At 50.8% G+C, this 21808-nt stretch carries 22 protein-coding genes; 11 read left to right on the forward strand and 11 right to left on the reverse strand.

The window, feature by feature from the left end; all coding sequences use genetic code 11:
* Positions 1-54: 54 nt before the first annotated feature.
* From manX to mntP, 5 genes are all read left to right on the forward strand, one after another.
* Complete coding sequence (manX, locus tag OGY06_RS13015; RefSeq protein WP_003833768.1) at positions 55-1017, forward strand: PTS mannose transporter subunit IIAB; 963 nt, start codon at positions 55-57, stop codon at positions 1015-1017.
* A gap of 58 nt (positions 1018-1075) precedes the next feature.
* On the forward strand, positions 1076-1876 hold the full coding sequence (locus tag OGY06_RS13020) for a PTS mannose/fructose/sorbose transporter subunit IIC (RefSeq protein ID WP_063940867.1): 801 nt from the start codon (positions 1076-1078) through the stop codon (positions 1874-1876).
* A 12-nt stretch (positions 1877-1888) separates the two neighbouring features.
* The gene (locus OGY06_RS13025; protein ID WP_003833769.1) at positions 1889-2740 is read left to right on the forward strand and encodes a PTS mannose transporter subunit IID; all 852 of its coding nucleotides are present in this window, start codon (positions 1889-1891) and stop codon (positions 2738-2740) included.
* Positions 2741-2800: 60 nt separating this feature from the next.
* Positions 2801-3259 (forward strand): DUF986 family protein, encoded by a 459-nt coding sequence (locus OGY06_RS13030; RefSeq protein WP_003021010.1) that lies wholly within the window; start codon positions 2801-2803, stop codon positions 3257-3259.
* A 433-nt stretch (positions 3260-3692) separates the two neighbouring features.
* Positions 3693-4259 (forward strand): manganese efflux pump MntP, encoded by a 567-nt coding sequence (gene mntP / locus OGY06_RS13035; RefSeq protein WP_003021013.1) that lies wholly within the window; start codon positions 3693-3695, stop codon positions 4257-4259.
* Here the strand turns inward: mntP and rlmA are convergent.
* From rlmA to mgrB, 6 genes are all read right to left on the reverse strand, one after another.
* Positions 4256-5065 (reverse strand): 23S rRNA (guanine(745)-N(1))-methyltransferase, encoded by an 810-nt coding sequence (gene rlmA, locus OGY06_RS13040; protein ID WP_003833772.1) that lies wholly within the window; start codon positions 5063-5065, stop codon positions 4256-4258. The two genes, mntP and rlmA, sit on opposite strands and share 4 nt — an antisense overlap.
* Before the next feature lie 63 nt (positions 5066-5128).
* On the reverse strand, positions 5129-6874 hold the full coding sequence (gene ftsI2 / locus OGY06_RS13045) for a peptidoglycan DD-transpeptidase FtsI2/PBP3(PARA) (RefSeq protein ID WP_003833773.1): 1746 nt from the start codon (positions 6872-6874) through the stop codon (positions 5129-5131).
* Between the two features lie 219 nt (positions 6875-7093).
* A complete protein-coding gene (gene cspE, locus OGY06_RS13050) occupies positions 7094-7303 on the reverse strand; it encodes a transcription antiterminator/RNA stability regulator CspE (RefSeq protein ID WP_001062678.1) in 210 nt (69 codons plus the stop codon).
* Between the two features lie 12 nt (positions 7304-7315).
* The gene (locus OGY06_RS13055; RefSeq protein ID WP_003034983.1) at positions 7316-7459 is read right to left on the reverse strand and encodes a DUF2627 domain-containing protein; all 144 of its coding nucleotides are present in this window, start codon (positions 7457-7459) and stop codon (positions 7316-7318) included.
* A 636-nt stretch (positions 7460-8095) separates the two neighbouring features.
* A complete protein-coding gene (locus OGY06_RS13060; RefSeq protein ID WP_003833774.1) occupies positions 8096-8380 on the reverse strand; it encodes a YebO family protein in 285 nt (94 codons plus the stop codon).
* Between the two features lie 74 nt (positions 8381-8454).
* The gene (gene mgrB / locus OGY06_RS13065; protein WP_003833775.1) at positions 8455-8598 is read right to left on the reverse strand and encodes a PhoP/PhoQ regulatory lipoprotein MgrB; all 144 of its coding nucleotides are present in this window, start codon (positions 8596-8598) and stop codon (positions 8455-8457) included.
* Positions 8599-8762: 164 nt separating this feature from the next.
* Here mgrB and OGY06_RS13070 point away from each other — a divergent pair, with 164 nt between their 5' ends.
* Entirely contained in the window at positions 8763-9002 is a 240-nt protein-coding gene (locus OGY06_RS13070) for a YobH family protein (protein ID WP_003034975.1), read from the forward strand.
* A 114-nt stretch (positions 9003-9116) separates the two neighbouring features.
* Here OGY06_RS13070 and kdgR read toward each other — a convergent pair whose 3' ends face one another.
* Complete coding sequence (kdgR, locus tag OGY06_RS13075) at positions 9117-9908, reverse strand: DNA-binding transcriptional regulator KdgR (protein ID WP_003833778.1); 792 nt, start codon at positions 9906-9908, stop codon at positions 9117-9119.
* A gap of 174 nt (positions 9909-10082) precedes the next feature.
* Between kdgR and OGY06_RS13080 the strand changes: the two genes are divergently transcribed.
* Complete coding sequence (locus OGY06_RS13080) at positions 10083-11456, forward strand: MFS transporter (protein ID WP_003833779.1); 1374 nt, start codon at positions 10083-10085, stop codon at positions 11454-11456.
* 47 nt (positions 11457-11503) lie between these two features.
* Here the strand turns inward: OGY06_RS13080 and htpX are convergent, their stop codons facing one another.
* The 4 genes from htpX to msrC form a co-directional block, all read right to left on the reverse strand.
* On the reverse strand, positions 11504-12385 hold the full coding sequence (gene htpX / locus OGY06_RS13085) for a protease HtpX (RefSeq protein WP_003034964.1): 882 nt from the start codon (positions 12383-12385) through the stop codon (positions 11504-11506).
* Positions 12386-12577: 192 nt separating this feature from the next.
* Positions 12578-14626, reverse strand: a complete 2049-nt coding sequence (gene prc / locus OGY06_RS13090) for a carboxy terminal-processing peptidase (RefSeq protein ID WP_048235216.1) — start codon at positions 14624-14626, stop codon at positions 12578-12580.
* Between the two features lie 19 nt (positions 14627-14645).
* On the reverse strand, positions 14646-15332 hold the full coding sequence (gene proQ, locus OGY06_RS13095; protein WP_003833781.1) for an RNA chaperone ProQ: 687 nt from the start codon (positions 15330-15332) through the stop codon (positions 14646-14648).
* A gap of 96 nt (positions 15333-15428) precedes the next feature.
* Entirely contained in the window at positions 15429-15926 is a 498-nt protein-coding gene (gene msrC / locus OGY06_RS13100; protein WP_003833782.1) for a free L-methionine (R)-S-oxide reductase MsrC, read from the reverse strand.
* 128 nt (positions 15927-16054) lie between these two features.
* Between msrC and yebS the strand changes: the two genes are divergently transcribed.
* The 4 genes from yebS to OGY06_RS13120 all read left to right on the forward strand — a co-directional run bounded on the left by yebS (position 16055) and on the right by OGY06_RS13120 (position 21781).
* A complete protein-coding gene (yebS, locus tag OGY06_RS13105) occupies positions 16055-17338 on the forward strand; it encodes a membrane integrity lipid transport subunit YebS (protein WP_003833783.1) in 1284 nt (427 codons plus the stop codon).
* Positions 17307-19940, forward strand: coding sequence for a PqiB family protein (locus OGY06_RS13110; protein ID WP_003833785.1), 2634 nt, complete (start codon positions 17307-17309; stop codon positions 19938-19940). Before yebS ends, OGY06_RS13110 begins: the two co-directional genes overlap by 32 nt.
* An 82-nt stretch (positions 19941-20022) precedes the next feature.
* Positions 20023-21444, forward strand: a complete 1422-nt coding sequence (rsmF, locus tag OGY06_RS13115) for a 16S rRNA (cytosine(1407)-C(5))-methyltransferase RsmF (protein ID WP_003833786.1) — start codon at positions 20023-20025, stop codon at positions 21442-21444.
* 100 nt (positions 21445-21544) lie between these two features.
* Positions 21545-21781, forward strand: coding sequence for a YebV family protein (locus tag OGY06_RS13120; protein WP_029139506.1), 237 nt, complete (start codon positions 21545-21547; stop codon positions 21779-21781).
* The last annotated feature ends 27 nt before the right edge of the window (positions 21782-21808 follow it).

The raw sequence follows: 21808 nt of genomic DNA on the forward strand, positions 1-21808 counted from the left end.
CGATTCAAATACATCTTCACGTTGATGTGTTAACGATAATAAAGGAGGTAGCAAGTGACCATTGCTATTGTAATAGGCACACATGGTTGGGCTGCAGAGCAGTTACTTAAGACGGCAGAGATGCTGTTAGGCGAGCAGGAAAACGTCGGCTGGATCGATTTCGTTCCAGGCGAAAATGCTGAAACGCTGATCGAAAAGTACAACGCTCAGTTGGCAAAACTCGATACCAGTAAAGGCGTGCTGTTTCTCGTTGACACATGGGGAGGCAGCCCGTTTAACGCTGCGAGCCGCATTGTCGTCGATAAAGAGCATTACGAAGTAATCGCCGGTGTGAACATTCCCATGCTGGTTGAGACCTTCATGGCGCGTGATGACAACCCAAGCTTTGATGAATTAGTGGCACTGGCCGTTGAAACCGGTAGCGAAGGCGTGAAAGCGCTGAAAGCAAAACCGGTGGAAAAAGCCGCTCCTGCCCCCGTCGCGGCACCGAAAGCAGCAACCCCCGCGAAACCGATGGGACCGAACGATTATATGCAGATCGGCCTGGCGCGTATTGATGACCGCTTAATCCATGGTCAGGTGGCAACTCGCTGGACCAAAGAAACCAACGTAACGCGCATTATCGTCGTCAGTGATGAAGTTGCCGCCGATACCGTGCGTAAAACGCTGCTGACTCAGGTAGCACCTCCGGGTGTGACGGCGCATGTGGTTGATGTCGCGAAAATGATCCGCGTCTACAACAACCCGAAATATGCAGGTGAGCGTGTGATGCTGTTGTTCACCAACCCAACCGACGTAGAACGTATCGTTGAAGGTGGTGTGAAAATTACCTCCGTAAACATTGGCGGTATGGCTTTCCGTCAGGGTAAAACGCAGGTAAACAACGCAATTTCTGTCGATGACAAAGACATCGAAGCCTTCAAGAAACTCAACGAACGCGGTATTGAGCTTGAGGCCCGTAAGGTTTCTACCGATCAGAAACTGAAAATGATGGATTTGATTGCCAAGGTGAAATAATTCCCTGGCATTTACTTAGTTTTCACACTTAAGTCTGTATAGCAATAGGAGAAGTACAATGGAGATTACCACTCTTCAGATTGTGCTGGTGTTCATCGTCGCATGTATCGCGGGTATGGAGTCGGTACTCGATGAATTTCAGTTCCACCGTCCGTTGGTGGCCTGTACGCTGATTGGTGCCGTTCTCGGGGATATGAAAACCGGTATCATCATCGGTGGTACCCTGGAAATGATCGCCCTGGGCTGGATGAACATCGGTGCTGCGGTTGCACCAGATGCCGCACTGGCCTCAATTATCTCTACCGTTCTGGTTATCGCGGGTCACCAAAGCATTGGTGCCGGTATCGCGCTGGCTATCCCACTGGCAGCAGCAGGCCAGGTACTGACCATTATCGTTCGTACTATCACTGTAGCATTCCAGCACGCAGCGGATAAGGCGGCCGAAAACGGTAACCTGACGGCGCTCTCCTGGCTGCACATATCCTCTCTGTTCCTGCAGGCTATGCGTATCGCTATCCCGGCGGTAATCGTAGCGATTTCTGTTGGTACCAGTGAAGTTCAGAGCATGCTTAACGCCATTCCGGAAGTCGTAACCGGTGGTCTGAACATCGCAGGCGGAATGATCGTAGTGGTTGGTTATGCGATGGTCATCAACATGATGCGCGCAGGCTATCTGATGCCATTCTTCTACCTCGGCTTCGTCACCGCGGCATTTACTAACTTCAACCTGGTTGCTCTGGGTGTGATTGGCGCAGTCATGGCCATCCTCTACATTCAGCTGAGCCCGAAATATAACCGCGTAGCCGGTGCACCTGCTGCGGCGGCTGGCAATAACGATCTCGATAACGAACTGGACTAGCAGGTGAGCGAAATGGTTGATATGACTAAAACTACCACCGAGAAAAAACTCACTCCGAGTGACATTCGTGGCGTGTTCATTCGTTCTAACCTGTTTCAGGGTTCATGGAACTTCGAACGTATGCAGGCGCTGGGTTTCTGTTTCTCCATGGTACCGGCTATCCGCCGCTTGTACCCGGAAAACAACGATGCACGTAAGCAAGCGATTAAGCGTCACCTGGAATTCTTTAACACCCATCCGTACGTAGCGGCCCCAGTACTGGGCGTTACGCTGGCAATGGAAGAACAGCGTGCAAACGGCGCAGAGATTGACGATGGTGCCATCAACGGTATCAAAGTTGGTCTGATGGGTCCGCTGGCAGGCGTCGGTGACCCGATCTTCTGGGGTACCGTACGTCCGGTCTTCGCCGCACTCGGCGCAGGTATCGCGATGAGCGGCAGCCTGCTGGGGCCACTGCTGTTCTTCATCCTGTTTAACCTGGTTCGTCTGGCAACCCGTTATTACGGTGTGGCATATGGCTACCGTAAAGGTGTCGATATCGTTAAAGATATGGGCGGCGGCTTCCTGCAGAAACTGACTGAGGGGGCGTCAATCCTCGGCCTGTTTGTCATGGGAGCATTGGTTAACAAGTGGACGCACGTAAACATCCCACTGGTGGTTTCTACTATCACCGGTCAGGATGGTCAGACTCGTGTTACCACCGTGCAGACTATCCTTGACCAGCTGATGCCGGGTCTGGTTCCTCTGCTGCTGACATTCGCCTGTATGTGGCTGCTGCGTAAGAAAGTGAACCCGCTGTGGATCATCGTTGGCTTCTTCGTCATCGGTATCGCAGGCTACGCTGTCGGACTGCTCGGCCTGTAAGACTGTTGTACATCACCGGGGGCTTGCCCCCGGTTTTTCTATTTAGAGGGTTGAGGATTCATGACTATCACGGACCTGGTGCTGGTTCTATTTATCTTTTCGCTGCTGGCGTATGCCATTTACGATCAGTTCATCATGCCCCGCCGTAATGGCCCTACTCTGCTTACTGTCGCCCTGCTTCCCCGCAGCAGAGTCGACAGCGTTATCTTCCTTGGCTTGGTAGCTATTCTTATCTACAACAACATCACCAGCCACGGCGCGCAATTTACCACATGGTTATTATGTGCACTGGTATTGATGGGGTTGTATCTGTTCTGGATCCGTACGCCAAAAATCATCTTCAAGCAGAAAGGTTTTTTCTTCGCCAACGTCTGGATTGAATATAACCGCATTAAAGAGATGAATTTATCTGAAGACGGTGTATTAGTGATGCAATTAGAACATCGAAGATTGTTGATTCGCGTACGAAATATAGACGATCTTGAGAGAATATATAAACTTTTAATTTCAAATCAATAAGTTATAAATATAGCCTGAACTATGTTTTTTATATATCAGCATTAAAATAAACATAGCCAAGGCTATATTTAACTGTCCGCAATGTTATTTATTTTAACGTTTTATTTAAAAATAAATCTAAATGAAAATCGTTTTCAATTAGAAGTCAAATATTATTTCTGCGTTTCTTGTTTTATATTCTCAAAATATGTTAAGGTTGCGCCCGTCGTTGGGGAGTAGCCGATTTCCAGACTCCGGAAATGTACGTGTCAACATACTCGTTGAAAAACGTGGCGCGTACGGACTGAATTTACAGGTTCAGTCAGGCGAGACCATAGGCACATCAACTGCAATGCATATCTGAATGGCGCTGTATTTACAGTGATTCCGGCCTGTATGCATGGTTACTGGGGGCAGTGATGTGTTTTATGGATACCCCGGTCAGGACGCTGTTATGAATCTCACCGCTACCGTTCTTCTCGCTTTCGGCATGTCGATGGATGCTTTCGCTGCATCAATTGGCAAAGGCGCCACACTGCATAAACCCAAATTTTCTGAAGCATTGCGCACAGGTCTGATATTCGGCGCAGTTGAAACGCTTACGCCGCTGATTGGCTGGGGCATGGGTATGTTGGCCAGCAAATTCGTGCTGGAGTGGAACCACTGGATCGCCTTCATTCTGCTGATTTTTTTAGGTGGGCGAATGATAATCGAAGGTTTTCGCGACAACGGTGATGAAGAGGAAGAACCGCAGCGCCGTCATGGTTTCTGGCTGCTGGTCACCACCGCCATTGCCACCAGTCTCGACGCAATGGCCGTCGGGGTGGGCCTGGCTTTCCTGCAGGTCAACATTATTGCCACCGCGCTGGCCATCGGCTGCGCCACATTGATTATGTCCACGCTCGGAATGATGATTGGTCGTTTCATTGGCCCGATGCTGGGCAAACGAGCAGAAATTTTGGGTGGGGTGGTGCTGATTGGTATCGGTGCCCAGATCCTCTGGGCACACTTCCACGGTTAATTCAGACGCTGCCAGACATGAATACTAAAGTCGGTCTGGCAGTCAAACGTCGTTTTCCCCGCTAACGTTTCCCACACCTCCGGCTTTGCCCGCCAGGCGAACGGCGTCATTTGCAGTAACGCAACGGCCTCGCTGCCCTGAAGCTGCATCTGATACCCCAGCGCAATACTCTGTTGCAGAACAAAACCGTCCAGTTGCTCTGTGTGCGGCGCATGCAAACGCACCTCATCATAAATAAGCCCTTTCAGTTCCATTAAATGACGCGGTCCCGGCGTGGCGGTGATAACCCATCCCCCCGGTTTAACCACGCGTGCCAGCTCTTGCGCTTTACAGGGCGCGTAGATCCTGATGATGGCATCCATTGACTCATCTGCGAACGGTAGACGATGGCTGGAGGCAACGCAAAAGGTCACCTGCGGATAGCGTCTGGCTGCGGCTTTAATTGCCACTTTGGAGACGTCAAGACCAAAGGTTGTACAACCCGTCAGCGCGTCGGCAAACGCATGGGTGTAATACCCTTCCCCACAGCCAATATCCAGGATCGCTGCATCTTCTGAAGTCGACTTCTCTTTCAGCACATTCACAATCGCATCACGCAACGGTTGATAGTGCCCGGCATCAAGAAATGCCCGTCGCGCCTGCATCATCTCAGCGCTGTCACCCGGATCGCGCGATCGTTTATGCTGAACCGGCAGTAAGTTGACATACCCTTCTTTCGCCACGTCAAACTGGTGCCGCCCGGGGCAGACAAAACTGTTATTCGCTTGAGTAAGAGGCTGGTGGCAAAGAGGACAGGAAAACGACATGACAACTCCGGCAGGTGACTTAAGGGCGCAAGTGTAACGCGAATTGCGCCCTGGGAAAATAACTTACAGCGACGGCGAGGATACGTTGCTGCCGTGCATCACCAGCAGATGATCGGAGTCAGCAGGCATGCCATCCGGTTTAACGTTCTCCAGACGCAGGACATCACCCATTATCTGGCTGAAGACAGGCGCAGAGACAGCCCCACCATAATAAGCACCGTTTTGCGGATTATTGATGACGACAACCAATGCGAATTTCGGGTCGCTCGCTGGCGCAACACCTGCCGTGTAGGCCACGTATTTATCGACATACTTACCGTCATCACCAATTTTCTTTGCCGTTCCTGTTTTAACCGCCACGCGATAATCTCTGACCGCGGCTTTAGTTCCCCCACCACCGGGTAATGCAACGCTTTCCATCATATGTTCAACCTGGTGAACCAGCGCCTCCGGCATCACTCGGGTACCGATTACCGGCGGGTCAATACGGGTAATCGAAAGGGGCCGATAGATACCAAAACTACCAATGGTTGCATATACGTGCGCCAACTGCAGCGGCGTTACCATTAATCCATAACCAAATGCAAAGGTCGCGCGATCCAAATCGCTCCAGTAGCGGCGTTGAGGCATTAAACCGCTACTTTCACCGGTTAATCCCAGTCCGGTTGGATCGCCAAAACCAAAGCTTTTATAGGTATCCAGCAATTTTTGGACAGGCATAGCCAATGAAAGGTGCGACACGCCGGTATCGCTCGATTTCTGTAAAATCCCGGTCAGCGACAGTTCCGGGTAAAATCCGACGTCGCGAATGCGATGTCCATCAAGGTAAAAAGGATGGGTATCAATCACGCTGTCGGGTTGTACTATCCCCTGCTGGAGTGCAGTCATGATCACCAGCGGTTTAACGGTTGAACCGGGTTCAAACGTATCGCTAATTGCACGGTTACGAAAATCATCCAGTACCGCGCCATCACGATTATTGGGGTTGAAGTCAGGAAAGCTCGCCATGGACAGTATTTCACCGGTAGCAATGTTGACCAGCACTGCGGCTCCTGATTCCGCTTTATTCCACGTAACGGCATTGTCCAACGCATCTTCGGTGACCGTCTGCAGACGCTCATCGATGCTGAGCTGTAATTCGTGTGCAGGAACAGGCGTAACTTCGGTGATATTTTCGATGACATGGCCAAATTTGTCTTTACGTACCAGACGGGAGCCAGGTTTACCCATCAGTTGGTTATTAAAGCTCTTTTCCAGCCCTTCAATGCCTTGTCCATCAATGTTGGTAAAACCAATGAGATTCGCCGCTACGTGGCCTGCGGGATAGAACCGGCGGGATTCCTCGCGCAGGTTGATGCCCGGGAGATTAAGATCATCAACCCACTCAGCCTGCTGAGGGGAAATTTGTCGTGCAAGATAAATAAAACGTCCGCCAGGATTACTGTTAACGCGTTCCGCCAGCGTACTAAGTGACAAATGCAGAGTCCTTGCCAGAGCCTGCCAGCGTTCGTTGTAACCCACGCCTCCCTTGCTGATGATGGTCTTAGGATCGGCCCATACGGCGTTAACCGGAACACTTACCGCCAGCGGTCGCCCTTCTCTATCGGTAATCATCCCGCGCGGCGAGGCAATAGTTACCTCACGTAACGAACGCATGTCTTCCTGTTTCACCAGACTCGTCGGCGTGACAATTTGCAGCCACGCAACCCGACCCAGCAGCAATCCCAGACTCAATAATATTGCCACACAAAGCAGGGCAAAACGTACGGGAGTAAAATTGCGCGCGTCGCCGTCGTTTTTCTTTTTCACCTGGTCTCCAGCAAGATAGTTTTTCAGGTGTCTGATTTAACGAGAAATGTCGTAAGAAAGCGGGGAAAACTATGCTACGAACATCACGCCTTTGCAACAAAGCGCTAATGGAAGGGCATTTAGAAATATTTAGACGTATTTTGAATTAAAAAGCCCCGCATAGGCGAGGCTTTATATCTGAGATGGTTGCGCATATGCGCTTCAAATCAGTGGTGTCGATCAGATAGCTGTTACGTTAACAGCAGCCGGACCTTTCTGGCCGTCCTGAATTTCGAACTCAACGTTCTGGCCTTCAGCCAGAGTTTTGAAGCCGTTACCCTGGATAGCGGAGAAGTGTACGAACACGTCTTTGCTGCCATCAGCCGGAGTAATGAAACCAAAACCTTTAGACTCGTTGAACCACTTAACTTGACCTTTAATCTTTGCCATTTGCAAAATTCCTTAGAGTATTTTCTTCGCCCGCAGGCATAACATAGATAAAACTGAGACATTACTGCTTGAGGCACTAATATAAGGTTCGGCAGAGAAGCGGTATTCAACGTCAACGTGTTTACTCAGGACTTCTTTACTGAAAATGCCACACATAAACAGAACTGTACCTCGTTTAACCCAAAACGTGTTATCACATACAACGTTAATAATGGCAAGCCATTTTTAAACGTGTCTCGATCGGTCGCACAAATCCCGTCGTTCATCAAACAGCAACTGCACAGTTATGCGCCACACCGAGTAGTGTTATATTCCCGCCGCTCGCCCCATCCCCCGCCTGGCTTGCACCATTGCCGGGACATTTCTACCATAGCTCAATAGCTTCGGTTATTCCAGATTAGCTGTTACAGGGTGTGCTGGATATCATTTTTTATGCTTAGTAATGCATAAAATGTCACAAGCGTAAAAATGAGATCCGCCTTCTGCTTTTGCACCAAAATAATGAAAGAATGATGACAATGCACAAAAAAAGTAAGAGAAACGTTTCGCTGTTAATAAAACGATCGCTATCACAAAAATGACATAATCATATTTTTATCGTATGGGAAATTATATTTATATCAGACCGGGGATAAGATATTAATTGGTTGGAGCATCTGAAAATACTGAGTTTAGACGCGTATCAGAGTGCTAATTACACGACATGTACAGAAGAAAATAATCTGGCACGTTGGCGACAGGATGAAACATCTGAGAACAAAAGCAACAGATCCTCATCCTGTCATACCGTTTTTACCGCTCAGCTACCAGGCGGATGATGTCATCATCTTCATCCTTCGCTGTGACCGCAGCAGGCTCTGCCGCTTTTTCAGGTTCGTTCGCTTCGCAAAGGCGACGGAGCAATGCGTTCTGTCTTTTTTGCTGATCTAACAATGCTTCGAGCAGCTCAATCTGCTCATTAGTACGCGAACTTGCCCGATTGACGAAAAACCACAGTACAAGCCCGACAACCAGAATCACCACCGATACAGCCAAAGACGCCAAACTCAACGCGCCAGAATTCAAAACTTCGTTCATTTTACCACCTCAATGTAGACAGCGTAGTTTACCACTGCCGCACAAGAAGGTAATCAACTGTGGCAAAAATGCGCTTACCAGGGAATAAATTTATTAACGGCACAAATACCGCTGAAAAATTGTACATCCTGATCGCACATGATGTTGAACACTTGCGCCCACATCAGTATGCATACCAGCACGACAACTATCAGCACTACCCAGCGAATTTTTTTCACTCCAGCTCCACTCTTCGAATCTACATCTTATGTCTATAAATTATCATGCGTTACCTAAACCCAGCGTTAACTGTATCGGCATTCAATCTTTTTAGGAATGATTCACTTGTTTCATCCCATGTACAGGCTAATCTAATAATAACGAGAAAAGATAAGAGGTTGTAATGCGTCTGATAATCCGCGCTATTGTGTTGTTAGCTCTGGTTTGGATCGGTTTATTACTGAGCGGCTATGGAATTTTGATTGGAAGTAAGGAGAATGCAGCGGGTCTGGGCTTGCAATGCCAATATCTGACCGCCCGCGGAACCAGCACCGCACAATACGTCCACACAAACAGCGGTATCATTGGCCTGTCGGATTGCCCTTTGTTAAGAAAAAGTACGGTCATTATTGATAACGGTTAATATAGCAACAATACATACGCTACGTTATTTGCACCAACTAACTTTATGACTGTTCATAAAAAACCCCAGATACAAAAATACCTGGGGTTTTAACGTTGACGCTATTACGCCAGATTAGAACGGATAGTCGTTATAACCCATTTGTTCTGAAATTTTACGCGCAGCCGTATGCAGCATCGCCACATACTCGTGCAAACGTTCCTCAGAGAAACGCAGCGTCGGAAATGAAATACTCAAGCCTGCAATCACCACACCGAAACGGTCAAACACCGGCACACCGATGCAGCGCAGACCTTCTTCCTGTTCTTCGTTGTCTTCACCGTAGCCCTGCTCACGGACTTTATCCAGCAGTACCAGCAGTTCATCAGTATTGGTAATAGTACGGTCGGTGCTGCGTTTGTACTCAATACCGTCCAGTATTTGCTTCACTTCATCGCGGTCACGCCATGCCAGCAGAACTTTACCGATAGCCGTGCTGTACAGTGGATTACGGCGACCTACGCGAGAATACATGCGCAGATTGTACATGGAGTCGATTTTATGAATGTAGACGATGCTGTCTTCATCCAGTGCGCCAAGGTGTACTGTCTCTTTGGTCAGGCGCGAAAGTTCGCGCATCTGAATATCAGCGCTACGGATAAGATCGACGTTTTGCAACGCGCGAGCACCCAGCTCGAATAATTTCAGGGTCAGTGAGTATTTCTCAGATTCCCCTTCTTGTGCCACATAACCCAGCGTTTTCATGGTCTGCAAAAAGCGATAAACGGTGCTTTTCGACATCATGACGCGTTGCGACAACTCGGTAATACCAATTTCGCGCTCTTCACCCAGCGCCTGCAGGATGCCAAAAACCTTCAGCACGGAAGATACAGAATCGGGTTGTTTATCCAGATCTGCGATTGCCATTTATCACCCCTTTCGAGTGTTTTATAAAAATCAGAACCGGTTTTTATTATAATTTCACGTATCAGCCCTCGCAATCGCTCTTTGCTTACTTAGTTACAAATCTGCGACCTAACGCCTGAATATCAATGCTAAAATTATTATTCTCATCATAAATTCCGACAATATTGACTTCCTATGGAAAAAACTCAGACCGATGGTCTGCCATTGCCCCAGCGATATGGCGCAATTTTAACCATTGTTATTGGCATCTCTATGGCAGTACTCGATGGCGCAATAGCGAACGTTGCCCTCCCCACTATCGCCACCGATCTTCAGGCCTCACCCGCCAGCTCAATCTGGATTGTGAACGCCTACCAAATTGCGATCGTTGTTTCGCTGTTATCGCTCTCTTTTTTAGGTGATATGTTTGGCTACCGACGCATTTATAAGTGTGGTCTGGTCGTGTTTCTGTTGGCGTCGCTGTTTTGTGCCTTGTCAGACTCGCTACATATGCTGACGTTAGCGCGCGTGGCTCAGGGGTTTGGCGGCGCGGCGCTGATGAGCGTTAATACGGCATTGATCCGACTCATTTATCCTCAGCGCCAGCTTGGCCGCGGAATGGGAATTAACTCCTTTATTGTGGCAGTCTCCTCGGCAGCGGGTCCGACTATTGCGGCGGCAATTCTCTCTATTGCCTCGTGGAAATGGCTATTTCTGATTAACGTCCCGCTGGGGATCATCGCCCTGCTACTGGCTATGCGTTTTTTGCCCCCCAATTCTTCACGTAGCAATAAACCGCGCTTTGATCTGCCCAGCGCAGTAATGAACGCCTTAACATTCGGTTTGTTAATCACGGCACTCAGCGGGTTTGCACAGGGACAGTCGCTAAAATTGATTGGTGCTGAACTGGTGGGGCTTCTCGTGGTAGGGTTTTTCTTTATCCGCCGCCAACTCGCATTGCCAGTACCGTTATTGCCGGTTGATCTGCTACGCATTCCGCTGTTTTCACTCTCTATTTGCACCTCAATCTGTTCATTCAGCGCACAAATGCTGGCAATGGTTTCTCTCCCCTTTTTCATGCAAACGGTTCTCGGGCGCAGCGAGGTTGAAACGGGCCTGCTACTGACGCCGTGGCCGCTGGCAACCATGGTGATGGCCCCACTGGCGGGATATCTGATTGAACGTGTTCATGCGGGTCTGCTGGGCGCGCTGGGCATGGCAGTAATGGCGTGTGGGCTGTTTTCGCTGGTGTTGCTGCCCGCATCACCTTCTGATTTTAATATCATCTGGCCAATGATTTTGTGCGGTGCGGGTTTTGGCTTGTTCCAGTCACCGAATAATCACACCATCATCACCTCCGCGCCGCGTGATCGTAGCGGAGGCGCGAGCGGTATGCTCGGAACGGCGCGTTTACTGGGCCAGAGTACCGGGGCCGCACTGGTTGCGCTGATGCTAAATCAGTTTGGTGACAACGGAACACACGCCTCGCTGATAACAGCGGGTATTCTGGCTTCGCTGGCCGCAATCGTGAGTGGCTTACGTATCACACAACCGCGAGTTCAGGCATAAAAAAAGCGCGTCTGTCGACGCGCTTTTTATTTTTAGTCTGCAGCCAATTATTTCAGGTATTCACCGCTGCGCAGCGCTTCAATACGTTTGTCCAACGGCGGGTGAGTCATAAACAGCTCACTCAACGATTTGGATTTACCGTTGATGCAGAACGCCATCATGCTGGTCGCTTCCTGCGGCTCATAGCTGGTTTTCAGGCGCTGTAGCGCGGCGATCATTTTTTCACGACCCACCAGTTTCGCTGAGCCTGCATCCGCATGGAATTCACGATGACGTGAGAACCACATCGTAATAATGCTCGCCAGAATACCAAATACCAGCTCCAGTACCGTCGCTACCGCAAAGTAGATTAACGGGTTACCGTTGCTACCCTCTCCCTCATCGCGGTTACCGCCCATAAACCCAGCGGCAATCTGCGCCAGAATACGTGAGATAAAGATAACGAAGGTGTTCACCACACCCTGAATTAGCGTCATGGTAACCATATCGCCATTAGCAATGTGGCTGATCTCATGCGCGATAACCGCTTCGGCTTCATCCGGACTCATGTTTTGCAACAGGCCAGTACTTACAGCCACCAGCGAGGCATCCCGGCGCGCACCGGTAGCAAACGCGTTAATATCTGGCGCATGGTAGATTGCAACCTGCGGCATAGCGATCCCGGCCTGGCGGGCCTGGTTCGCAACTGTATTCATCAGCCAGCGTTCTCTTTCATTGCGAGGCTGTTCGATCACTTCCCCGCCAACGGACTTTAACGCCATCCATTTGGACATCAGCAACGAAATGAAGGAACCACCAAAACCAAACAGCAGTGCCATGATCAACAAGCCTTGAACGCTGCTTGACTGAATCCCTGTCAGGCTCAATACCAGCCCGAAAACGACCATCACAGCCAGGTTCGTCAGCAGGAAGAGCGCGATTCGCATCATAATTTTCTTTTAACCTCAATTTAACAAAACGCACTATGCGATTACCCATATCGTATGGGTCTTATGACTATTTTCAAGCATCCATAGGTGCTAAGTCACCAGAAAGACACAACTTTACATTTTATCGTATCAGACTGACGTCTTCATGCACTTGTTAAAAAAACAGGCACAATTTCTTGTGCCTGTTCGAGGTTATTGACTGGTTGCGGGCTGTTCCGCTGGCTTTTCTTTTTCAAGATGCGCCAGGTCGAGCGCGATTTTTACCGTTTCATCCAGGTATGGATCCGGCTCCTGGTAATCCTTCGGTAGATCGTCCAGTTTCTTCAGCAGCGGTTTGCCTTCACGCTTGAACCGATCGTTAATACGCGCCAGACGCATTGCGTCATCTTCGTTATTCTCTTTTTCACGCTGAGCGTAATTCAGAGAAGCGATGTTGCGCTTATCCTTCATCGCATTGAAACGCGCAATGTCCTTCATGATGTACTGGAACTCAGGATCGTTCGCAATACGTGCATTGTGCTCTTTCAGCAATTCAGGTCCGAACGGCGTCAGATTATCTGACTTGGTGTAGGTCGCCGCATCAATGCTGTCCCACGGCAGCGCGTTATCTTCAAACTTCTCGCCAGTTTCAGTTTCTTCATTACCTGTCGGCATGATGATATCCGGCGTAACACCCTTACGCTGCGTGCTGCCACCGTTTACGCGGTAGAATTTCTGGATCGTGTACTGAACAGAACCCAGCGCAGGCCATTCCGGACGCAGCATCTGATCGTAAATACGGTTCAGGGAGCGATACTGCTGAACGGTGCCTTTACCGAAGGTGGGTTCACCAACGATCAGCGCTCGGCCATAATCCTGCATTGCCGCAGCGAAAATCTCTGATGCTGAGGCGCTGAAGCGATCGACCAATACCACCAGCGGGCCTTTGTAGTACACAACGCCGTCGGTATCACTGTCTTCACGCACTTTACCGTTATTGTCACGAACCTGAACCACCGGGCCGGAAGGAATGAACAGACCGGAAAGCGAAACCGCTTCGGTCAGCGCTCCACCGCCGTTGGTACGCAGATCTATGATGATGCTGCTGACGTTCTGTTTTTCCAGTTTCTGCAGTTGGACTTTGACATCATCAGTCAGGCCAACATAGAAACCAGGAATATCCAGTACGCCGACTTTTTCTTTGCCAACGGTTTTCACGGACATTTTAACGGCACGGTCTTCGAGACGGATACGTTCACGCGTTAGCGTCACGGTGCGCGTCTTGGTACCTTTACCGGCAGGCAGAATTTCAAGGCGTACCTTGCTGCCTTTAGGCCCTTTGATCAGTGCTACGACATCATCCAGACGCCAGCCAATCACATCGACCATGCCCTTGCCCGTCTGCCCGACGCCGACAATACGATCGCCAACGCTGATCGCTTTGCTCTTGGCTGCCGGACCACCTGCCACCATGGAGTTAATGACGGTGTAGTCATCATCCATCTGCAGAACCGCGCCAATACCTTCCAAAGACAAGCTCATTTCAGTATTGAACTGCTCGGTATTGCGCGGAGAGAGATAGTTAGTATGCGGGTCGATTTCACGGGCGAACGCTGTCATCGCCAGTGAGAACACATCTTCGCTGTTGGTCTGCGCCAGACGGCGAATCGCAAATTTGTAGCGGCGCGTCAGCGTTTCGCGGATTTCCGCATCGGTTTTACCGGTCAGCTTCAGGCTGAGTTCGTCAAATTTAACCTTGCCGTCCCACAGCGCATTAAGCTCTGCTTCGCTCTTCGGCCACGGCGCTTTGCTTCGGTCGAGGTTAAAGGTGTCGTTACCGGTGAAATCCATTGGACGTGCCAGTACGCTTAATGCGTACTGATAACGTTCAAATCGGCGTTTTTGCGCCAGATTATAGAGATCGTAAAAGACATCCAGCTTGCCGGTGCGCAGTTCATCGCCGAGGACCGTTTTCTTTTTTGCATACTGTTCGATATCGCTCGCCAACAGCACGTTGTGGCTGTAGTCGAGCAAATTCAAATAGCGGTCAAAAATTTTTGCCGAAAACGCCTGATCCAGATCGAACTGGCGATAGTGTGATCGCGTAAAACGCGACGTCACACGTTCGCTTACCGTCGCATGCTGGGTTTCTTCCTTTAAAACGGGGATTTGATCGGCACGCGTGATGTCTTCCACAGCAAGTGCCTGGCCTGCTAATGCAAGCAGACCAGCTAACGCAGTAAGCCTAAAAAAAGTGTTCATGCCAGGCCTGGCCTCCGTTTCAGAACACCAGGTGTTCTGCGCGTACAATCAAAGACATACCCGAATTCAGCTGTACACGGACGCCATCTTTGGTGATTTCTAATACGGTGGCATCCATCGCATTATTTCCTGCTTTCACCTTCAGAGACTGCCCTACCGTCAGTACTGAAATATCAGATACCGGGGTATGCTGTTCTTCGCGAGGAGCACGCGGTGCTTTTGCTGCTGGTTTTTCAGCGCGAGGTTTACGCTCAGCACCTTCTTTACGACGCGGTGCAGGACGCGGCTTACGCTCGCGACGCGGTGCGTCTTCTTTTTCACCGGCGGCAGCGGCCGCTTCGCGTTTTTTCGCCTGTTGCTCTGCGCGTTGCGCCTGAACACGGGCTTTAGCTTCTTCCAGCTGTTTGCGAGCATGTTCAACATGTTGTTCATCCAGCTCACCACAAGGGTTGCCGTCGAGATCAACACGCGTTGCGCCCAATTTAACGCCATACAGATAGCGCCAGCTTGAAGTATAGAGACGTAAGGCAGAACGGAGCTGAGTCTTGCTGAGGTTCATTTCACCCTCAACACGCTCTACCAGATCCTGAAAAATGCCAATTTTCAGTGGGCGCGCTTCGCCTTCCGCACTAAAACACTGCGGGAAGCGTTCGGCCAGAAACGCGATGACTTCTTTACTGCTATTCAACTTAGGTTGATTTTCCATGAAATTTCCTGATTACAACGGACGTAGCCAACAAGCGCAGGCATGAACAGGCGACATTATAATGACGTCATCAGTAATTGCTACGTTATCCGTTGATTATCCTGCGACGCGCGCAAAGAATTTTTTGTAATCCGTCGTTGCAAGCACGGTTTCAAGCTGTGCCACAAGCGTACGCAGACCTTGTTCATCTTCTTCAGTAAAGCGGCCAAATGCCGTGCTATCAATATCCAGCACGCCTATTATCTGATTGTCGACAGCGATCGGCAGGACGATTTCAGCATTGCTGGCGGCATCACAGGCGATGTGCCCATCAAAAGCATGTACGTCCTCAATACGCTGAACCTGGTTCTGCGCCACTGCGGTACCGCACACACCGCGCCCTACCGGGATCCGCACGCAGGCAATTTTGCCCTGGAAGGGACCAAGCACCAGCGTATCGTCCTCAAGCAGGTAAAAACCGGCCCAATTCACTTCTGCAAGACGCTCGTACAACAATGCGCTGGTATTCGCCAGCGTTGCCAGAAAACTGGTTTCACCTGCCATCAATGCCTGAAAATCACGGTTCAGATCCGTGTATAGCTCTATTTTGTTCATTATATAATCACTTAGTTGTCTTACTTAAAACTGCAGCCTACTAAAATAAACATTAAATGCGTTAATGCTCAAGATCATTCCCGTCATGAGTTAAGATAACATTACTTCAACAATTTGATTCGCGATACATGGCCTTAACGACACCACGCATCACGCCAACTAAAAAAATAGCCATCAGGTCCATCGGTGAGGCACTACCTCGTGCACATTATCATCGCTGCCCTGAATGTGACCTGATATTTAGCTTGCCTAAAATGCGTTCGCACCAAAGTGCCTTTTGCCCACGCTGCCAGGCAAAAATTCGTGACGGACGCGACTGGTCGTTAACGCGACTGGCGGCCATGGCTTTCACCATGTTGCTGCTGATGCCCTTTGCCTGGGGAGAGCCACTTCTGCACATCTATTTATTAGGCGTGCGCATTGATGCCAATGTGATGCAAGGCATCTGGCAAATGACCCGACAAGGTGACCCCCTTACCGCCTCCTTCGTGCTTTTTTGCGTCGCTGGTGCGCCGCTAATTCTCGTGACTTCAATCGCTTATCTGTGGTTTGGTAATATTCTCGGGATGAACCTGCGCCCGGTGCTGCTAATGCTGGAAAGACTCAAAGAGTGGGTGATGCTCGATATTTACCTGGTGGGTATCGGCGTCGCCTCAATCAAGGTTCAGGACTATGCTTTTTTGCAGCCTGGCGTGGGGCTGTTTGCTTTTATTGCGCTGGTGATCCTCAGTATTTTGACGCTGTCGCATCTTAACGTTGAGCAGCTTTGGGACCGTTTCTACCCGCAAAGACCGGCTCGTCGGCCCGATGATAAGCTCCGCGTCTGCCTTGGCTGCCATTTTACAGGTTATCCGGACGCCCGCGGTCGCTGCCCCCGCTGCCATATTCCGTTGCGCTGGCGCAGAAATCAAAGTATCCAAAAGTGTTGGGCGGCTCTGCTGGCCTCGATAGTCCTGCTTTTACCCGCTAACCTGCTGCCCATCTCGGTAATTTATGTCAACGGCGGCCGGCAGGAAGACACAATCCTGTCAGGCATAATGTCTTTGGCAAACAGTAATGTCGGCGTAGCGGCGATCGTGTTTATCGCCAGTATATTAGTGCCATTTACCAAAGTGATTGTGATGTTTACGTTGTTATTCAGCATCCACTTTAATTGTGAACAAGGGTTGCGCACCCGTATAAAACTACTGCGTATGGTGACCTGGATTGGCCGCTGGTCGATGCTGGATCTCTTTGTTATCGCGTTAACCATGTCGCTGATAAATCGCGATCAGATACTTGCTTTTACTATGGGACCGGCTGCGTTTTATTTCGGCGCAGCGGTAATATTGACTATTCTTGCTGTGGAATGGCTGGACAGCCGCTTACTTTGGGATGCACATGAGTCAGGAAACGCCCGCTTCGCAGACTGAAGCGCAGATTAAAACAAAACGCCGTATCTCCCCGTTCTGGCTGCTGCCGTTCATCGCGCTGATGATCGCAGGATGGCTTATCTGGGGAAGCTATGAAGATCGTGGCAATACCGTGACCATTGACTTTATGTCTGCGGACGGCATTGTGCCAGGCCGTACTCCCGTTCGCTATCAGGGCGTTGAAGTGGGCACGGTGCAGGATATCAACCTCAGCAAAGATCTACGCAAAATTGAAGTCCGCGTCAGCATCAAATCGAGCATGAAAGATGCTCTGCGCAAAGATACCCAGTTCTGGCTGGTCACGCCGAAGGCGTCGCTGGCTGGGGTTTCTGGTCTGGATGCGTTGGTTGGCGGCAATTATATCGGCATGATGCCCGGTACTGGCGAGGCAGAGGATCATTTCGTCGCCCTCGACACCCAGCCCAAGTATCGTCTGGATAATGGCGATTTAATGCTGCATCTGCGCGCCCCTGATCTCGGATCGCTTAATAGCGGTTCACTGGTTTATTTCCGTAAGATTCCGGTGGGCAGGGTCTATGACTACACCATCAACCCGAACCATCAGGGCGTAACCATCGATGTATTGATTGAACGTCGCTTCACCAATCTGGTGAAAAAAGGCAGCCGCTTCTGGAACGTCTCCGGTGTAAATGCGGATGTCAGCCTTAGCGGTGCGAAGGTAAAACTGGAGAGTCTGGCGGCGCTGGTCAACGGTGCCATTGCTTTTGATTCACCCGAAGACTCAAAACCTGCTGCGGCAGACGACACGTTTGGTCTATATCAGGATCTCGCGCATAGCCAGCGCGGAGTAATCGTCAAGCTTGATTTACCCAGCGGAGATGGACTCAAAGCAGGCTCAACATCGCTGATGTATCAAGGATTAGAAGTCGGTCAGCTCACAAAACTGGATTTAAACCCAGGCGGTAAAGTCACCGGCGAAATGACGGTCGATCCCAGCGTCGTAACGCTACTGCGTGACAACACACGAATTGAGTTACACAGCCCTAAATTATCGTTAAGCGATGTGAATCTCAGTTCGCTGCTGACAGGTAAAACTTTCGAGCTGGTACCTGGCGAAGGCGAGCCGTGTAACCAGTTTGTCGTTATCCCCGCTGAGAAGTCGTTGTTACACGACCCAGGCGTCATGACGTTTACGCTGACAGCGCCGGAGAGTTACGGTATTGATGCTGGCCAGCCGCTAATTCTTCACGGCGTACAGGTCGGTCAGGTGATTGAGCGTACGCTTTCCAGCAAAGGCGTCTCATTTACCGTTGCTGTTGAACCACAGCATCGTGACCTGGTGCAGGGTGACAGTAAGTTCGTGGTGAACAGCCGCGTGGATGTCAAAGTTGGACTTGATGGCGTGGAGTTCCTTGGCGCCAGCGCCAGTGAGTGGCTCAGCGGCGGCATTCGTATTTTGCCCGGAACCAAGGGCGAAATGAAAAAAAGCTACCCGCTTTACGCTAACCTGGAGAAAGCGATTGAAAACAGCCTGAGCGATCTGCCAACCACCACGGTCAGCCTGAGCGCCGAAACGCTACCTGATGTGCAGGCCGGTTCGGTGGTGCTTTACCGCAAATTCGAGGTCGGTGAAGTGATTAGCGTTCGTCCTCGCGCCGATGCGTTTGATATCGATCTGCATATCAAACCGGAATATCGCAACCTGTTGACCAGCAACAGCGTGTTCTGGGCCGAAGGCGGAGCAAAAGTTCAGCTTAACGGCAGCGGATTAACCGTACAGGCATCTCCCCTTTCACGCGCGCTTAAAGGGGCGATCAGCTTCGATAATTTAAGCGGTGCCAGCGCCAGCCAACGCAAAGGTGACAAGCGTATTCTGTATGCTTCGGAAACCGCCGCGCGTGCGGTCGGCGGCCAGATAACGCTGCATGCGTTCGATGCCGGTAAACTCGCTGCAGGCATGCCGATTCGCTACCTGGGAATCGATATCGGCCAGATCCAAACGCTTGAGCTGATCACCGCCCGTAACGAAGTTCAGGCAAAAGCGGTTCTGTACCCGGAATACGTGCAGACCTTTGCGCGAAGCGGTACCCGTTTCTCTGTGATCACCCCACAAATTTCGGCAGCGGGCGTGGAGCATCTGGATACAATCCTGCAGCCGTATATCAACGTTGAACCCGGACGCGGTAATCCGCGCCGTGATTTTGAGCTGCAGGAAGCCACCATTACCGACTCTCGTTACCTCGATGGTCTGAGTATTGTGGTTGAAGCACCAGAAGCAGGTTCGCTGAATATCGGAACCCCGGTGTTGTTCAGAGGTATTGAAGTGGGGACCGTCACCGGGCTGACGCTGGGCTCGCTTTCCGATCGTGTGATGGTTGCCATGCGCATTAGCCAACGCTATCAGCATCTGGTACGCAACAACTCCGTGTTCTGGCTGGCATCCGGCTACAATCTCGACTTCGGTTTGACCGGCGGTGTCGTGAAGACTGGTACCTTCAACCAGTTCATTCGCGGCGGCATCGCCTTCGCGACTCCACCAGGTACACCGCTGGCACCTAAAGCACAGGCAGGTAAACACTTCCTGTTGCTGGAAAGCGAACCGAAAGAGTGGCGTGAATGGGGCACCGCCCTGCCACGTTAATGTATCCACTGCTCCGGCGCGAGTACGTACGCCGGAGCAGTTATGCTACACTGCGCACCTGTTTTTTTGCCGGTGGTACCAAGTGGCTTATTTTCCCGACGCCTTTCTGACTCAAATGCGTGAAGCAATGCCTTCCACGCTCTCATTCGATGAATTTCTCGCTGCCTGTCAGCGCCCGTTGCGCCGCAGCATTCGCGTCAATACGCTGAAAATCTCCGTTGCCGATTTCCTCGCGCTGACAGCACCTTACAACTGGTCTCTAACTCCGGTTCCCTGGTGTGCTGAAGGTTTCTGGATCGAACGCGATGATGAAGAGTCAGTGCCGCTCGGCAGCACCGCAGAACATTTAAGCGGCCTGTTTTATATTCAGGAAGCCAGCTCAATGCTGCCAGTCGCCGCGCTGTTCGCCGAAGGCAATACCCCGGAACGCGTAATGGATGTTGCGGCAGCCCCCGGCTCCAAAACCACGCAAATTGCCGCAAAAATGAATAATCGAGGCGCCATTCTGGCGAATGAGTTTTCTGCCAGTCGCGTCAAAGTCCTGCATGCCAATGTCAGCCGTTGCGGGATAGCCAACGTCGCCCTGACCCATTTTGACGGACGCGTATTTGGCGCTGCGTTGCCGGAGTCATTTGATGCCATATTGCTCGACGCACCGTGTTCCGGTGAAGGCGTGGTGCGTAAAGACCCTGATGCGCTAAAAAACTGGTCTGTAGAAAGTAATCTGGAAATTGCCGCGACCCAGCGCGAATTACTCGACAGCGCCTTCCACGCCCTGCGTCCCGGTGGCACATTGGTTTACTCGACCTGTACGCTTAATCGTGACGAAAATGAAAATATCATGCAGTGGTTGATTGAGACCTATCCTGATGCCGTCGAGTTTTTACCTCTGGGTGATTTATTTCCGCAGGCCGAACGCGCCCTGACGCCGGAAGGATTCCTGCATGTATTCCCGCAGATTTACGATTGCGAAGGTTTCTTCGTTGCGCGTTTGCGCAAAACAGCTGCAATCCCTGCACTACCTGCGCCGAAGTACAAAGTCGGAAACTTCCCGTTTAGCCCGCTTAAAGGACGCGAGTCCGCGCTTGTCACGCAAGCCGCGAGCGCTTGTGGACTGCAGTGGGAAGATAATTTGCGCCTGTGGCAGCGCGATAAAGAGATCTGGCTGTTCCCGACTGACATTGAACCTCTGATTGGCAAGGTTCGCTTTTCTCGACTCGGGATCAAACTGGCTGAAACCCACAACAAAGGGTATCGCTGGCAGCATGAGGCCGTTATCGCCCTCGCCGATCCGAACCACAGCCATGCATTCGAGCTGACCCTTGCCGAAGCGGAAGAGTGGTATCGCGGTAGAGATGTTTACCCGCAAACCGCACCGACGAGTGACGACGTACTGGTTACGTTCCAGCATCAGCCGATCGGTCTGGCAAAACGCATTGGATCGCGACTGAAGAATAGCTATCCGCGCGATCTTGTCCGGGATGGCAAACTCTTTACGGGATAACGCACGTTTTTACTGGCGCTTTTGCTAACGTTGACTACGCTGAAAAATGGACGGCCTAACTGGTCGTACCACAACCAGCAAATTAACGGAGAGCACGATGATGAAAACCAGTGTGCGCATTGGCGCTTTTGAAATCGACGACGCCGAGTTACATGGCGAATCGCCGGGGGACCGAACGTTAACCATTCCGTGTAAATCCGATCCAGATTTATGTATGCAACTGGATGCCTGGGATGCCGACACCAGCGTCCCGGCCCTGTTGAACGGAGAACATTCAGTACTATTTCGCGAACACTACGATCGTAAGTCAGATGCCTGGATCATGCGCCTTGCCTGATTCAAAAAGAACCCGTCGCCAGACGGG

This window comes from Citrobacter sp. Cpo147 (genome assembly GCF_030332405.1).
Lineage (GTDB): Bacteria > Pseudomonadota > Gammaproteobacteria > Enterobacterales > Enterobacteriaceae > Citrobacter > Citrobacter portucalensis.